We start from the raw sequence: 13162 nt of genomic DNA, 5'->3' as shown, positions 1-13162 counted from the left end.
ATGGGTCCCACCAGCAGCCATCCCTCCAGCCCAACGAGGGCCATCGGAAGCAGCAGAACCTCCAGCATGACCAGTCCTCCGGCAGCGGCGGTGCGGGGCTTCTGTCCGGCTTGATGGAACACCCCCTTCAATCCCTGCCACAGTCCGCCGACCGCAAAGACCAGAACCAACTGGATCAGGACTGTCCGCAGCGCATAGTAGAGGGGCACTGGGCCGGTGGTGGTGTTCCACTCCTGACCGATTAGGCCCGCAAGCCAATGATCCAAAGGTGTAGCCTGGAACAACACAACAGCCAAGCGCAGCAGGGCGTACAGAGTGGCACAGGCATAGGCGAACCGGAATCCACTGTTCTCCCGCCGCAGGGGGGCCAGGCCCAGCCACAGCAACGCCGCCCCCACCGCCGGCAGAATGGTGTCCAGGCCCAAAAAGTTGAGGGTGATGGTAACGAGAGCCAGTCCCCAGCAAATCTGGCTGATGGGCTTTTTCCACGGACAGGGCGGCTTCAGCTCGGACAGCTCCGGCGGCAGCTGGGCGGAGCCCTCATAGAGCAGACGGTCAAATTCATCCATGGAATACACCTCCCAGTTCCGACTGTAAATGCTTGCGGATACGGTACAGCTTCCCCTCCACCGCCCGGACGGTCAGGCCGGATTCGGCTGCGATCTGGGCGGTGGGCTGGTAGTAGTAATATTTGCGCAGGAACAGCTCCCGGTCCCTGCGGCCCAGCCGCTCCACCGCCGCCCACAGGACCCGGGCCGCCTCCGCTTTCAGAAGGGACTGCTCTGGGCCGTCGGCGGCGTCCGGCATGGCCTCATCCAGTGTACCGCCCTCTCTGCGGTGCTCATTCCCCCTGCGGCGGTTGAGGGCGGCGTTTCGGGCCAGATGGGTGAGCCAGGTTGTCAGGGTGGCCCGGGTCGGGTCGAAGGTGCCGATGGAGTCCCACACCTGGAGCAGCACATCGGACAGACACTCCTCCCGATCCCGCTCGTCGGGGAGGATGGGGGCGATGATGTACCGCAGCAGCGGAGTGTACGCCGTCTGGAATCGTTCCATCGCCCCATTCTGCCGGTTTTGCAGGGCGTGAACCAGCCGCGTATCCTCCACGATGACTCCCTCCTTTTTGTTCGTATGTCCTACTATACACCGGAGACGGCAAAATCCTACAAAAATTTTCCGCAAAATTAAGAGCACAGAAAATGCCTGCCCGCTCTCAATGGAAGGCGGGCAGGCATTAGACGCTAAAGACTGGAAACTAACTCATATTTCTGGGATGCTCTCAGCGCCAGGTATGCGGGAGAAACATATTCTTTATGCCTCCACTCTTTTTCCTGCCGGTAACTGCTATCATGGGTGCTGATAATATAATCGGTTAATTCTGTATATGGCGCTACCTTTTTTACTGTACGGGCTAATCTGTTATAGGTTTTCGTCAGGCACTCCGGTCTGGGAATATACTCCCTACTTTCATCATAGTATCCAGAAATTGCAAACAACCGGCTTCGAGTTATTTTCTTCGCTTCGTCATAAACCAAGGAAAAACCTGCTTCTATTACCGTATTGCCAGCGGCACTATAGCCGACCAAATTCCCGTCTTGGAATGGTATCTGCTGCTCCATCAATGCACCCGCTTCTGGCAGGTAGAAGTAATAACGATGCTGATTTTCTGTAACGATGTCCAGCGTCTGCCCATAAATCAGTTTTTCAGAAACGGGCTTGATAATAACACAACCACAATCTAATGCCGCCTGTGCGATCTGCAAAAAATCTGTGTATCCCAGCCAATAATTGATTTGCTTACCCACGTTTAAGCTCTCCTCAGTTGTTTTCCTCGCACCACTTCGCAATCTCCCCAATCAGCTCCAGCGGGAGCGGCTTGCTGTAAAGGAGTTGGATCGTGCCCTTGCTGGTCTTGTACTCCGTCAGCTGGGCGGCAAACGCCTCCACGGCCTCCGGGCCGGGGTACAGGCCGACGTGCCGCTTGGAGGCCGCAAACTGGATCAGGTTGCGGCCCTTCCAGTAGGTGGGCATACTCCAGGAGATTTTCTCCTTGGTCTCCGGGATGCTGGCCTTGATGGCGGCGTTGATCTGCCGCAGATAGTCCTGCGCCTCTTCCGGCTGGGCGGCGATATACTCCTCAATCGTCGCCGGAGGTTTCCCGCAGTAGTGGCTCTGGTCCACATTTTTGAATGATCGCCCGCACTTGGGACATACCCACATGGCTGCTTCCTCCTATTTCCGCAGAATCTTCTCCATCGTCTTTCCCTTCGCCAACTCGTCGATCAGCTTATCCAGGTAGCGAATCTCCCGCATGAGCGGGTCCTCTACCTCCTCCACCCGGACGCCGCAGACCACGCCCTTGATCAGCACCCGGTTCGGATTGGGCTGGGGTGCCTTGCGGAAAAAGTCCCCGTAGCAGAGGCCGGAGGAGCGGAACGACTCCAACTGCTCCGGGCTGTACCCCGTCAGCCAGCAGATGACTTCATCCACCTCGGCCTTCGTCCTGCCCTTCCTGGTGGCCTTGTCCAGCAGAAGCCCGTAAACTTTCCCGAAATTCATTTGAAACACTTTGTCGTTATTCATAATGCATGCGCTCCAGATAATGATATACTATTTTACCACATCCTATATTGTTTTGCCAAGAGTCGGCCTGAATCTTGCGCGGGTCAACGGAAAGGGTTTCATTCTTTGTTTTCGGTTACGCAATATCTGAGCAGTAAATCTGTGGCCTTCGGCGTTATATTTTTCTGCCTGTGCTCTGCTTTCTGCCGTCACGAGGAGGTTGTCGTCAAAGCCATAGGGCTAATATCATCCTCCGGCTATGTTAGAAGCACGTTGGTAATCCCGCTTGGCGGCAAAGCTCATGCCGGGCCGGTAGTTCCCTGAACAGTCCTTTAGGCTTTTTGTCAAGAGGAACTTTTCAAGGGATGGGAAAAATCAGGCGGGAAAAGCCCCGTGGACGGTTAAAAGCCGTTTTCGGGGGTGGGTAGTATAAAACCCTTACCCACCCCGCGCCGGGGCTTGGAGCGCCCCAGAAAGCCCCTAATCATGCAGGTTTGGGGGCTGGGCCGCAGGTCTAAATGTCCACGCTCCCCGGTTACGCATTTGCCCTTATCCTGTTCTTTGGGAGAGGCCGGGGGCGCGGGGGCAGAGCCACCGCAAAACCTACCGTCAGCCGCCGCAACAGTGCAGACGGTTTTGCCGTTAAAATGGATCTGACGAAAGCGGGGGGCAGGATTGTCAAATCCTGTTCCCCGTTTTCGGCGGCGAAATGGCAACGGCAAAAATTCAGACGGTCAAGGGGTTAGAGTGGAGATTTTTTGCAAAGCAAAAAATACTACTCGTCCCTTGACTGTCTGGATAGTCGGAACGGACGTAGAACGGGGATTGTCTGCGGCGGGGAGATGTGCTATACTTAAGATAAAGATTCAGACGAAACGGCGAGGCTGTGCTATATGGCTTTGCAATACAATTTGGAGCGTGGGGGAGCAACTATGGCAGACATACAACTTGAACCGGGCGAGGCATTGATTGGGCAGGGCATGATGGCCTATTGGGAGCCTGTGCTGGGAAGTTCATGTAACGTGTGGCGTGGTACAATCTTTGTTACCAACAAGAGAGTTTGCTTTCGTATTTCTTGGACAAGCCACATGGAATTTGAGCTTAAACTTTCGGAAATCAGAGGCTTTACAGTTGGGAAACATTTATTTGCTACCAAAGTAACGATACATAGCAAATCTGAAGAAAAATTTACCGTCACCGGCTTTCCCGTGAAAAAACTGCAAGGCTGGCTGGTACAAATGGGTATCCAGAAAATATAAAGCAACGTGAATATAAAAATTGTGGGGGTGCCCTGATGGCGTTAATTACTCCGGCAAGACAAGAAATTGATTTTTGCCTTCGAACAACAAAACCCTTTCATAACAGGAAGGCTGCACAGGATTTTTTTCGACTGGTTGATGCCTATGGCCCCAATTACCGGCCCTTTAAGTACGGTAATTATGAGCCTATGAAGCAGATATTCAATGATAAAAAAGAGGATGAAATAATTCTGTCTTGGTTCGAAGGCGCAGACCTTTCTCAAGAGGAACTGGAGAGCCGTCCCTGCAATGCGCAACTCATGATGAAAGGAAGGGCTCCTGGAAAAATCGGATATTATATAGGATGGAGCAACTGGGCAAATTCTGTTCTGTTTAATATGATTTCCGTAAATATTTCCAAACTGTTCTTAAAAAAGGACGCACAAAACATGGCTCAGTTTGTTGATTTTTGCAACGATTTGGTTCGTCTATTTTCCCCTGTCCATGCCGAAGTTTATGACTACACCAGTTCTATCCCCTGCACAAATACAAACAGTGCATTTATTCCGGACCGACTTGATATTCGTTGTCCCGCATTAAAGTGGCGCACCTATTTTGGCCCACCCTATATCAAAATGTTAGGGCGCGATACGATATTAAATGCGCCCTGTTGGAAAACCGAGGAACTGGGTAATTCCATAGTTCTCCAGCTGACAGAAACCGTATATGAGGACATCTCGCCAGTGTTGCGCCAAAAAGTGGTGAACTACTTTGAGGAGAGCATAGATCCACAACTCCGAGCAGAATTAGGAGCAGGTTTTATTTTTCGCCCCTTTGATGCCTCACAAAGTTACTCAAAGACTAAAAAGCTGGTGCCTGAGTTCCAGATACAGGAGTTATTGGGGAAGAACCTGGATGAGGCAACCGTAATAGAGGCGGGTAAGCCACATCTTTCTAATGAGGGAAAGCGGAAGAAATAAATAGTGAAATTCTGATATATTCTCAGCCGCCAACGGAAACGGCATATAAAAAACCGTTGGATGGGCGGCAGGGTAGATGTTGACTGCCCCGCCGCCCTGTCTGTTACCGCTCCATATCCTGCGCCCTGCGGGGCTGCTGCTCCCGCTGTTCCTGCCGCAAGATGTTGTAAACGCTCCTGCGGATTTGCTCGGCTTCTTTCACTTCCCCTTTCAATGCAAGATACCGCCGGTTGAGCGTTTCCCTCTCGGCGGTCAGCTGGACATACTCCGCTTTCCATGCCTTTACTGGCAGGGCGGTCTTGCCGTTCATCACGCCTTTCAGATAGTCGTGCGCCGCCGTAAACAGGATTTGCTCGGCCTCGGTCAGACGCTTTTTCCCCTTGTACTTGAAATAAATCTCGGCCTGCTCGATGTGCTTTTTCAGAGTGCCTAACCGCCGGTCAATGGGTTTCAGTTTATGCTGAATGTCAAACTGCTCCCCTATCATGGACTTGAATTTTTCATCAAGCCCCGCCATATCCATGATGTTGTTGGCTTGTAGGAAATTCAGCATTTTCGCCGCGTCCTTGAGGTTGTAGATGGATTGGGAAACCTGCGATTTCCCCTCCCGCGCCCTGCGGCTCAAAATGCCCTGGATATAGTCGGCAAGGGTAGGCGGCTCGGTGTTCTCCTGTTCCTCTTTCAGCCACTTTTGCAGCTTGGCGATACGGGCTTTCAGTTGCCGGAGTTTTTGATTTGTCACTTCGATTTCCCGGTTCAGATCGCCGCGCTCGGTGCGGATGCCGCGCTTCTCCATGGCGGAAGCGGCAACGCCTAAATGGACGGTGGGTATCTGGTCGATACCCTGCCGCTCATAGCTGCGGTGGTCGATGCGCTGGTTGTGTCCGTACTGCTCCAACGCCCGGTTGCAAAGCTGCGCCCACGCCGCCCGCCATTCCTCGGCCTTGGTCTGCTCGTTCCAGTCTACGGTGGAAATGGCCTTGCATGTGCTTGTCCATCGATGAACTAACACAAGTCTACACTTTTTTGACCGCCCGTCCCGTATATCCGAAAGGTTGGAAATACCGCTGGAAAACACACTATTTCCACGCTCTCGGATTTGTGGTAGAATGGAAAAAAAGCAGAACGATAAATATGAAGTTGTGAGGGAAAAAATAATGGCAAAAGAAAAGGTTTTATTCAAAGAGTTTCTATCGGCAGTTGCGCCAGAACACCAAGCGTTTGTTGAGGAACTTAATAACAAACTTATTGAACAGGGTTGTGACCTCGTAATAAAGGAGGTAAAAAGCGGTTATGCGGCTTCATACCAACTAGAAAAGAAAACAATAATGAATTGGGTGTTTCGCAAGTCAGGTGTTTTGGCACGAATTTACGGTGACAATGCTGGCAAGTATGAGGATACACTCGCTTCTCTGCCTGCTGATATGCAAAAGAAAATGACTGCTTCTCGTGATTGCAAGCGGCTTATTGACCCTAATGCTTGTAGTGATACCTGTGTGAAAGGTTTTGTTTATACCTTGAATGGCGATACACATAAAAAATGCCGTAATGACGGAATGTTCTTCCTGTTAACAAATGAAACAGCAGAGTATATAGCTGGGCTGGTCTGTGCAGAAGTTACCGCACGCAAGTCGGCTTCATAGCGACAGGAAGGTTAAGCCCGATAACTCCCAGTTTATCGAGGAGGCAAAGCAAGGAGGGATAGCTTGGCTTTAACTATACAGGAACGCCTGAAAGACCTGCGTGTGGAACGTGGACTGACGCTGGAACAGCTTGCGGAGCAGACACAGCTTTCCAAGTCTGCGCTGGGCAGCTATGAAGCGGACGACTTCAAGGACATCAGCCATTATGCCCTTATCAAGCTGGCGAAGTTTTACGGCGTGACCGCTGATTATCTGTTAGGGCTGAACGAAACGAGAAATCACCCAAACGCCGATCTTGCAGACCTGCGTTTGAGTGACGATATGATTGAATTGTTGAAAAGCGGACGGATTGACACCGCCTTGCTTTGTGAGCTGGCGGCGCACCCGGATTTTGTGAAGCTGCTGGCCGATATACAGATTTATGTGGAGGGTATCGCCGCCACACAGATACAGAACTTGAACGCATGGGTAGACGTGGCGAGGGCTGAAATCGTGGAGAAGTATCAGCCGGGGGAGCATGACAAGACCGCTGGTGTGCTGCAAGCTGCCCATGTACGAGAGGGCGACTATTTCAGCAGCCGGGTACATCACGATATTGACGCTATCATGGAGGACATACGGCAAGCCCACAGGGGCAGGAGCGACAGCGCCCCGGAGAATACCATTGTGGACGAACTCAAGCGGGATTTGGAGGAAGTGGCGAGCTTCAAGGGCAGTCGGGCGGAACACCTGTTGATGGTGTTCTGTAAGCAGACAAAACTGCGCTACACCAAGCTGACGGAGGAAGAAAAACAATGGCTGACCCGGATTGTACAAAAATCCGAGTTGACGAAAAGCTATGTGCCGCAACGGGGAAAACGGAAATAGCGAGCGACAATCGAGAAATTGCGAGGTAAAAAGTAATGTGTGGATTGATGTTAGTTAGGCCATGTAAACTTTATGCAGAACAAGTAATGTCATACAAAGAAGAAATGTCACAAAATGGGGATAGCTTTGACGGTTGTGCAGGACTTGAAGATGTCTATTCATTTGATGAATGGATTGATTTTGAAGGAAGATTAAGAAAAAAGTATAAAACTGGATATGTTCCATCAGAAGTGTTTTTAGCGGTAAGACGAAGTGACAAATTTCTTGTCGGAATGATAGATTTTCGTCACCCATTATCGGATTTTCTTAAAAATTATGGGGGCAATATTGGATATAGTATTCGTCCATCAGAAAGGCAAAAAGGGTACGCGTCTGAAATGCTAAAACTGGTTTTGCCCATTTGTCGCGACTTCGGAGAAAGTAAGGTTTTATTAACCTGCGATAAAGGAAATGTAGCTTCACAAAGAACGATTATTAAAAATGGTGGGATGTTGGAGAACGAAATTTCTGATACAGTAGGTTTAAGTAAAAGTGGAATAATACAAAGATATTGGATTTCATTATAACATCTTTCAACAATTCCTCGTCTGGGAGATAGCAAAGCCAGCCGAGCCAGTCAACGACAAGATGAACTGCGCATAAATGCACCGCCGTTGACAGTCTCGCCCGTCTTTGCTGATGGGTAATCAAGGCGGGAAAGCCCTAAAATGGCTTCCCGCCCATTCCAATTCTGAGAGGTCGGACAACTCCAAAATAGCTTTGATGGCGGACAAGCACAGTATGGGATTGTCCGTCTTGTCTACCCATTCAGCGGGACGGACGGCGGCGGTCAAGGCCGGGCGCAAGCCCGTTCATTTCAGCCTTGACGGTTTCCGTCCGTTCTGCTATCTTTGCCGAGTGTCTATACACAACATCGGGCCAAGTTGGCCCTAAGTCCAAACGGGGGACGAGGAACGGGGGCTTTCATATACGCTCTGTCTGCTGATGAAACCAGCCCTGCGCCTGCGGCCTCCCGCCCCGCAAGCACAGCCTGTTCTCCTGCCGCTTCAAATACCCTTGCCCTCCCCGGCGGCAACGGCATTTTCACGGCAACGCCGACAGAGCGTATAACACACTACACTTTGCTACGCAAAGTCGTGTGCCAAAAGGGGCTACGCCCCCTTTGGATACCCCCACAACAAAACGGCGCTATGCCCCTTGCCGGGAGCATAGCGCCGTTTGTTGTCAGCAGCCCGTTTCACGGTCTGCGTGTAGTCTCTTGTAAACTGACCTAATGTCCGAATGAAATTGCAATATCTGGAGAAAAAGGGTTAATTGAATACGACGAGGATTGTATTGGATTTGGGGGCAATATGGAACCGGACACCTTACGAGATAGGGGCAAGTGCATTTCCTTATGGAAAAGTATTTGCCGAAGAAAAATAAAGGAAGCCTATGATGAATATATCTCTGTTTTTAAGGCGCATTAAGGCAACATCCACCGGCAGAACAGCGGCACAATAACGCCCAACGGGGCCGGGGATGGATAATACCCCCGGCCTCACTCCGCAAGCCCGTTACCCTTGCACCGCGCTCCCGTCTGCGCCGCCCTCCTGTGCTGGATGGGCGGTTTTGGCGGCAGGCTGGGTGTTATCCCTCCCCGCCGTTCCTGCGCCCTGTGCGGGGGCTGTGGCGGCGTTCTGGGCGGTCAATCCGTCCAGTATGCGGCGGCTGTGTTCGGTCAGTACGGTCTGCTCCAAAAAGGTCTTGAACTGCTCCTCCGTCAGCGGGATGGTGTCGGGCAGCAGCTTCTCAAAAAGCCCCATGCGCTTGCAGAGCCGGTTTGTCCTGTCCTTGCGCTCTTGCTCTTTCTGCTCTTGGATGAGCCGCTTTTTCTTGTTTTCAAGCTGGCGGATTTCTTCCTCAATGCTTAATCTTCTCAATTCGGACTGTGTGACACAGCGCCCCAGGGGCAACACCGTCCCCACCCGTTTCCGGCTATTTTGTGCAGGACATCACCGACACCGCTACTGACAAAACGGATATGGTTCTGATGGTTGAGAGCCGCTGCCAGTACCACTCCAGCCTATGGCTTTCTGTCATTTTTTTGCGATAAGCCCAGCCCGGAACGGTCAAGGACTCCACTCTGTCCCCTTGACTGTCTGCATTTTTGCCGTTGCCATTTCGCCGCCGAAAACGGGGAACAGGATTTGACAAGGTTGATGATCTCCAGTCCTTTCTTTCCCGCATAGTCCACTGTATAGGCCGTCCCGCCGTTCTCCTTGTTGAGGTAGCAGACACACACGCTGCTGTTGTCTACCAAATGGCGGTTCCGCTTGTGCATACAGCCTTGGGACTGATAAAGGGGTTTAATTCCTTGTTTACTGGTACGCAATATCTGAGCAGTAAATCTGCTCCCCGGTGTTGTATTTTTCTGCCTGTACTCTGCTTTCTACCACCATGAGAGAAGGCCATCCAGCTTCCTGGACGGCCCTCCTTGAGTACTATTCTCTTATGCATAGAAGTTGACGCTGTTGGGGATCCCGACAAACATATAGCAGTAGGTGATGCCGTCGTACTGGGTCATGCCCACGCCGATGCAGTCACATCTGGAGTCGATCATCGTCTCGAAATGGCCAGGAGAGTTGATCCAGTTGTCGACAGCGCGTTGGGCTGCGTCGGCTGTGCCGGTGAACACGGTGAGGTTGTCACCGAAGCCATAGGGGTAACCGGCGTCAACAGCGGCTTGGCTTTCCTCCAGGGCGTGATGCCATGTGTAGCGCCGGTCGGAGCAGGCTTGGGCGGCATTCATTAGGGCCTCGCTGACCGGCAGTTCCGACACTCCGTTGTCCTTTCGGGTCTGGTTGATGAGCCAGATCATCTCCTGCCGTATCTCCAGGTTGTCTGTCAGGCCGGCGCTGTCCCCGCTGGCGGGGGCTTCCGGCGCAGCGGGGGCTGCGGAGCCAACCGTCAGTATTACGGTCCCACGTTCTCCAGCGCTGTTGGAGACGGTGATCTCTGCGATCCCCTCCGCTTTGGCAATGGCAACCCAGAAGGTCAGCACCTGTTCCACCGCTACCGTGTCTGGGTTGCTGGAAGTCACAGTGTAGTTTGCACCGCTGGGACTGATGATGAGTCCGCTACGGTCTCCTACCTCCAGGGTACTTCCCTTGTAACTGCTCACCCGGACGGATTTGTCGGGCGTTTCCGTTGCCATGGCGGGGACAGTGAGGACAGTTGTGAGGATAGCTGCTGTCAGTGTGGCGGCAATGCGCTTTTTCATGTTGGTCATACATTTTCCTCCTAATTTTCAGTGTTTTGTGGGGCTTTTGCAAGCAACACAATACCGAAATAGGAGGCGAAAGTCGATAGGGATAAACGGAGAAATACAGAGGTGAAAAGCAAGCGAATTACACAGTGCTTCGTTGTGTTTGTGGACGGTCTCTTTCGGTGAGACAATTTTCTTGACCACATAACCAGCCACAGACAGACGTGGAACACGTGGAAACACTGTTTTCAAAGAGTGCCGGAGAGTAAATAAAATGGAGCAGAAACGGCTATAAATTGTTAAAATTTGCCCAAAAAATCTTTGCAGACCTCTTTGGAGACGCAGGTGCAATTCAGCCCATCGTCATAGTCGGGCCAAGGGCTGGCTCGTCATGATCGTTCGCCTTGTGACCCATGGCGATTTTCTTTTCTCTGATCTGAGCCAGCCGCTTGCGGTCGATCCGGATGCCGCCGGGGACAGACGGAGCTGGGGCCTGATCCTGAAAGATCCGGCCCATGTGGTGGAGCAGCCGGGTAACCGACAGCATGAGCGAGGGCGGCTCCAGGCTGTTCCAGCGCTCCAGGAAGAATTGAGCATACTCGTTGCCCTGAGCGGCAGACTGTGCGAACCGATAACGGGCTTCCACCTTATCACCGCGCTCCAGGCAGAGCTTGCCCAGAGCGTATTGGGCGTACTGGTTTCCAGTTTCAGCGGACTGGGTGAGGTACCCCACCGCTTTGGCGGTGGCTCTTTCCACGATCTCGCCTTTGAGATATTCTTTGCCCAGCCGATAGGCGGCACAGTCATTCCCGTTTTGAGCGGCATACTCCAACCATTGCACACCCAATCCTGGATCATGGATTTCCGGATCATCAGAGAGAAGCAGCACACCCAACTCATACTGTGCCGCAATCACACTTTGACGAGCAGCCTGCTCAAACCAACCTGCGGCTTCCACACTGTCAGGGATCAGCACCAGGCCGTCCCGGTAGAGTATGCCCACAAGATACTGTGCGTCAGGATTGCCATTCTCGGCTTTGGTCATGAGCTGTGCCGCCGCTTCATCTCTATCCGGCATCGAGGCCGTGTCATCTTGGGCCACCATCCACAGTTCCCAGCAGTCGTATGACAGGTCAGAGAACTCGGCGGACTCATCCATATCCGCATCCTCAAAAGTGATCTTGCCCATGCGAATGTTTTCGGCCTCGTGTATGACAGCGTTCTTGATAGACCGGAATTCTTTCTGCTGGGACAGTGGTGGCCGCTGGCGTTCCTTCTCGGAATAGAAATCGTTGATCTGACATTGGAGATTCCACCAGATCTGATAGCACTCGTCGATAACCGGCAGCTGTTCCAGCTGATCAACAATCTCATCCACGGTTTCCTTTACGGCTTTGGGAAGGTAACCATAGGTTTTCTTGCCTTTCACCGTTTCCAACTGATTGACCAGCCTCATCATCAGCGTCTCCACTTCAGGGTGATCGCCAATGCCCTGCTGCATTTTCTGCGCCAGAGCTTTCATTTCTTCTCGGGCCCTGCGCACCAAGTCATCTCTGGAAGCGGACTTCTGCTCATAGGTGTGGAGCATCTCCTGCTTGAAAATATCGTTGGTCAGCGCGGACTTGATCTTCTTGATTCCGTCTTTGGAGAGATAAGCCTGTCCCGGCTTTGCAGACCACGCCATCATGTGGATGTGGGGGTGGCCGCCCTCGTCGTGGAAGGCGGCGTACCAGCGGAAGTCACTGGGCGGGATCTTCATGGCGGAGGCGATCTTGTTGCGGTGAGTACGGATCAGGTTTCGCCATTGGGCGGCGTGATCGTATCCCAGCCGCTCGGCATCCTCACGCTTGAGAGAAATGATGTGTGTCCAGATGTTGCCAGTGTATTCGTTCAGCTCTTTCATGGCGGCGTCCATATCCACGCTGTCCTCGTCCCCGAAGAGGCCGTGCGAGCGCGGGCGCTCCGTCATGTACTCCATGTAGCCGGAGGGCAGCGGTTCTACACCCTCGCGGGTGCCGATGTACTTCAGATAACCGCCGGCGCCGCCGCCCTTGATGTAGGGGCTCTTGACGATCAGCCTTGCCATTGATCATCACCTTCCGCACCCTGCACCCACTCTTTTTCCTTCTGCTCAAAGGTCAGCAGGCCATTGGTGGCTTTCACATTCTTCACGCTGTTTGAGCGAAGCCGCCGCAGGTAATCCGCGTCCACCTGGATGCAGTCAAGAACGGCGCTCATGCCCATGTCCGTTTCCACGGCTAGCTTGTAGAGGATCCGCGCCATGCGGTCCTCCAGCAGACTCAGCCGTCCGTCGATAGCGGACTGAATGGCCGCCGGGAGGACGCCGTTCTCCTGACCGGCCAGGTAGTCAGCGTAGAAGTTCACCGCTCTCTCCACAAACTCATTCCGGCTTTGGCAGCCGCTCTTCTTGTACCAGCATTCGATTTTCCACCGGGTTACATCATCCAGCCGCAGCGGAAACCGATTTTCCTCTTTCTTGCTCATAAACCCTCCGTTTCTGCCCAAAGACGCCGCCCCAAAGCCTTGCGGCAGGCGGGATTGGCCCTTGGGCGACCTCAATCTCTTTTTTCTTCTCTGCCTGTGACGCCATCCCCGTCCCCCGTAAAC

Annotated in this window: 15 protein-coding genes; 5 read left to right on the top strand and 10 right to left on the bottom strand. The window is 52.7% G+C overall.

Annotated elements, in window-relative coordinates; all coding sequences use genetic code 11:
- The 5 genes from C816_RS24365 to C816_RS19055 form a co-directional block, all read right to left on the bottom strand.
- A partial coding sequence (locus C816_RS24365) for a hypothetical protein (RefSeq protein ID WP_016324050.1) occupies positions 1-569 on the bottom strand: 569 nt, incomplete at its 3' end.
- Positions 562-1104: an RNA polymerase sigma factor gene (locus tag C816_RS19070; RefSeq protein WP_016324049.1), complete on the bottom strand. Its 543-nt coding sequence runs from the start codon at positions 1102-1104 to the stop codon at positions 562-564. The genes C816_RS24365 and C816_RS19070, both read right to left, overlap by 8 nt.
- A 134-nt stretch (positions 1105-1238) precedes the next feature.
- Positions 1239-1802: a hypothetical protein gene (locus C816_RS19065; protein WP_016324048.1), complete on the bottom strand. Its 564-nt coding sequence runs from the start codon at positions 1800-1802 to the stop codon at positions 1239-1241.
- A gap of 13 nt (positions 1803-1815) precedes the next feature.
- Positions 1816-2217, bottom strand: coding sequence for an iron chaperone (locus C816_RS19060; RefSeq protein ID WP_016324047.1), 402 nt, complete (start codon positions 2215-2217; stop codon positions 1816-1818).
- Between the two features lie 12 nt (positions 2218-2229).
- A complete protein-coding gene (locus C816_RS19055) occupies positions 2230-2580 on the bottom strand; it encodes a DUF2200 domain-containing protein (RefSeq protein WP_016324046.1) in 351 nt (116 codons plus the stop codon).
- Between the two features lie 872 nt (positions 2581-3452).
- Here C816_RS19055 and C816_RS19050 point away from each other — a divergent pair.
- The gene (locus tag C816_RS19050; RefSeq protein ID WP_016324045.1) at positions 3453-3818 is read left to right on the top strand and encodes a hypothetical protein; all 366 of its coding nucleotides are present in this window, start codon (positions 3453-3455) and stop codon (positions 3816-3818) included.
- A gap of 35 nt (positions 3819-3853) precedes the next feature.
- Positions 3854-4777: a hypothetical protein gene (locus C816_RS19045; RefSeq protein ID WP_016324044.1), complete on the top strand. Its 924-nt coding sequence runs from the start codon at positions 3854-3856 to the stop codon at positions 4775-4777.
- A 103-nt stretch (positions 4778-4880) separates the two neighbouring features.
- Here C816_RS19045 and C816_RS19040 read toward each other — a convergent pair whose 3' ends face one another.
- Positions 4881-5789 carry a MobA/MobL family protein gene (locus C816_RS19040; RefSeq protein ID WP_242832273.1) on the bottom strand — a complete coding sequence of 303 codons (909 nt, stop codon included), beginning with the start codon at positions 5787-5789 and terminating at the stop codon, positions 4881-4883.
- Positions 5790-5886: 97 nt separating this feature from the next.
- On the opposite strand from C816_RS19040, the gene C816_RS19035 reads away from it, so the two are divergent.
- The 3 genes from C816_RS19035 to C816_RS23110 all read left to right on the top strand — a co-directional run bounded on the left by C816_RS19035 (position 5887) and on the right by C816_RS23110 (position 7853).
- On the top strand, positions 5887-6420 hold the full coding sequence (locus tag C816_RS19035) for a hypothetical protein (RefSeq protein ID WP_235698432.1): 534 nt from the start codon (positions 5887-5889) through the stop codon (positions 6418-6420).
- A 63-nt stretch (positions 6421-6483) separates the two neighbouring features.
- Positions 6484-7287 (top strand): helix-turn-helix domain-containing protein, encoded by an 804-nt coding sequence (locus C816_RS19030; protein ID WP_009298862.1) that lies wholly within the window; start codon positions 6484-6486, stop codon positions 7285-7287.
- A 35-nt stretch (positions 7288-7322) separates the two neighbouring features.
- Entirely contained in the window at positions 7323-7853 is a 531-nt protein-coding gene (locus tag C816_RS23110; protein WP_009298863.1) for a GNAT family N-acetyltransferase, read from the top strand.
- A gap of 990 nt (positions 7854-8843) precedes the next feature.
- On the opposite strand, the gene C816_RS19025 is transcribed toward C816_RS23110, so the two are convergent.
- From C816_RS19025 to C816_RS19010, 4 genes are all read right to left on the bottom strand, one after another.
- On the bottom strand, positions 8844-9209 hold the full coding sequence (locus C816_RS19025; protein WP_242832272.1) for a DUF3847 domain-containing protein: 366 nt from the start codon (positions 9207-9209) through the stop codon (positions 8844-8846).
- A 569-nt stretch (positions 9210-9778) separates the two neighbouring features.
- Positions 9779-10558 carry a CAP domain-containing protein gene (locus C816_RS19020; RefSeq protein ID WP_016324041.1) on the bottom strand — a complete coding sequence of 260 codons (780 nt, stop codon included), beginning with the start codon at positions 10556-10558 and terminating at the stop codon, positions 9779-9781.
- Positions 10559-10886: 328 nt separating this feature from the next.
- Positions 10887-12620, bottom strand: coding sequence for a MobP3 family relaxase (gene mobP3, locus C816_RS19015; RefSeq protein ID WP_016324040.1), 1734 nt, complete (start codon positions 12618-12620; stop codon positions 10887-10889).
- Entirely contained in the window at positions 12608-13039 is a 432-nt protein-coding gene (locus C816_RS19010) for a hypothetical protein (protein ID WP_016324039.1), read from the bottom strand. Before C816_RS19010 ends, mobP3 begins: the two co-directional genes overlap by 13 nt.
- Positions 13040-13162: the final 123 nt, after the last annotated feature.

This window comes from Oscillibacter sp. 1-3 (assembly GCF_000403435.2).
In the GTDB taxonomy this organism is placed as follows: Bacteria; Bacillota; Clostridia; order Oscillospirales; family Oscillospiraceae; genus Oscillibacter.
This window is presented reverse-complemented; position numbering and strand designations above follow the sequence as displayed.

Coding starts and splice junctions, on each gene's coding strand:
- C816_RS23110 (WP_009298863.1), top strand. CDS start 7,323: ATGTGTGGATTGATGTTAGTTAGGCCATGTAAACTTTATGCAGAACAA.
- C816_RS19055 (WP_016324046.1), bottom strand. CDS start 2,580: ATGAATAACGACAAAGTGTTTCAAATGAATTTCGGGAAAGTTTACGGG.
- C816_RS19045 (WP_016324044.1), top strand. CDS start 3,854: ATGGCGTTAATTACTCCGGCAAGACAAGAAATTGATTTTTGCCTTCGA.
- C816_RS19035 (WP_235698432.1), top strand. CDS start 5,887: ATGGAAAAAAAGCAGAACGATAAATATGAAGTTGTGAGGGAAAAAATA.
- C816_RS19020 (WP_016324041.1), bottom strand. CDS start 10,558: ATGACCAACATGAAAAAGCGCATTGCCGCCACACTGACAGCAGCTATC.
- C816_RS19060 (WP_016324047.1), bottom strand. CDS start 2,217: ATGTGGGTATGTCCCAAGTGCGGGCGATCATTCAAAAATGTGGACCAG.
- C816_RS19010 (WP_016324039.1), bottom strand. CDS start 13,039: ATGAGCAAGAAAGAGGAAAATCGGTTTCCGCTGCGGCTGGATGATGTA.
- mobP3 (WP_016324040.1), bottom strand. CDS start 12,620: ATGGCAAGGCTGATCGTCAAGAGCCCCTACATCAAGGGCGGCGGCGCC.
- C816_RS19050 (WP_016324045.1), top strand. CDS start 3,453: ATGGCTTTGCAATACAATTTGGAGCGTGGGGGAGCAACTATGGCAGAC.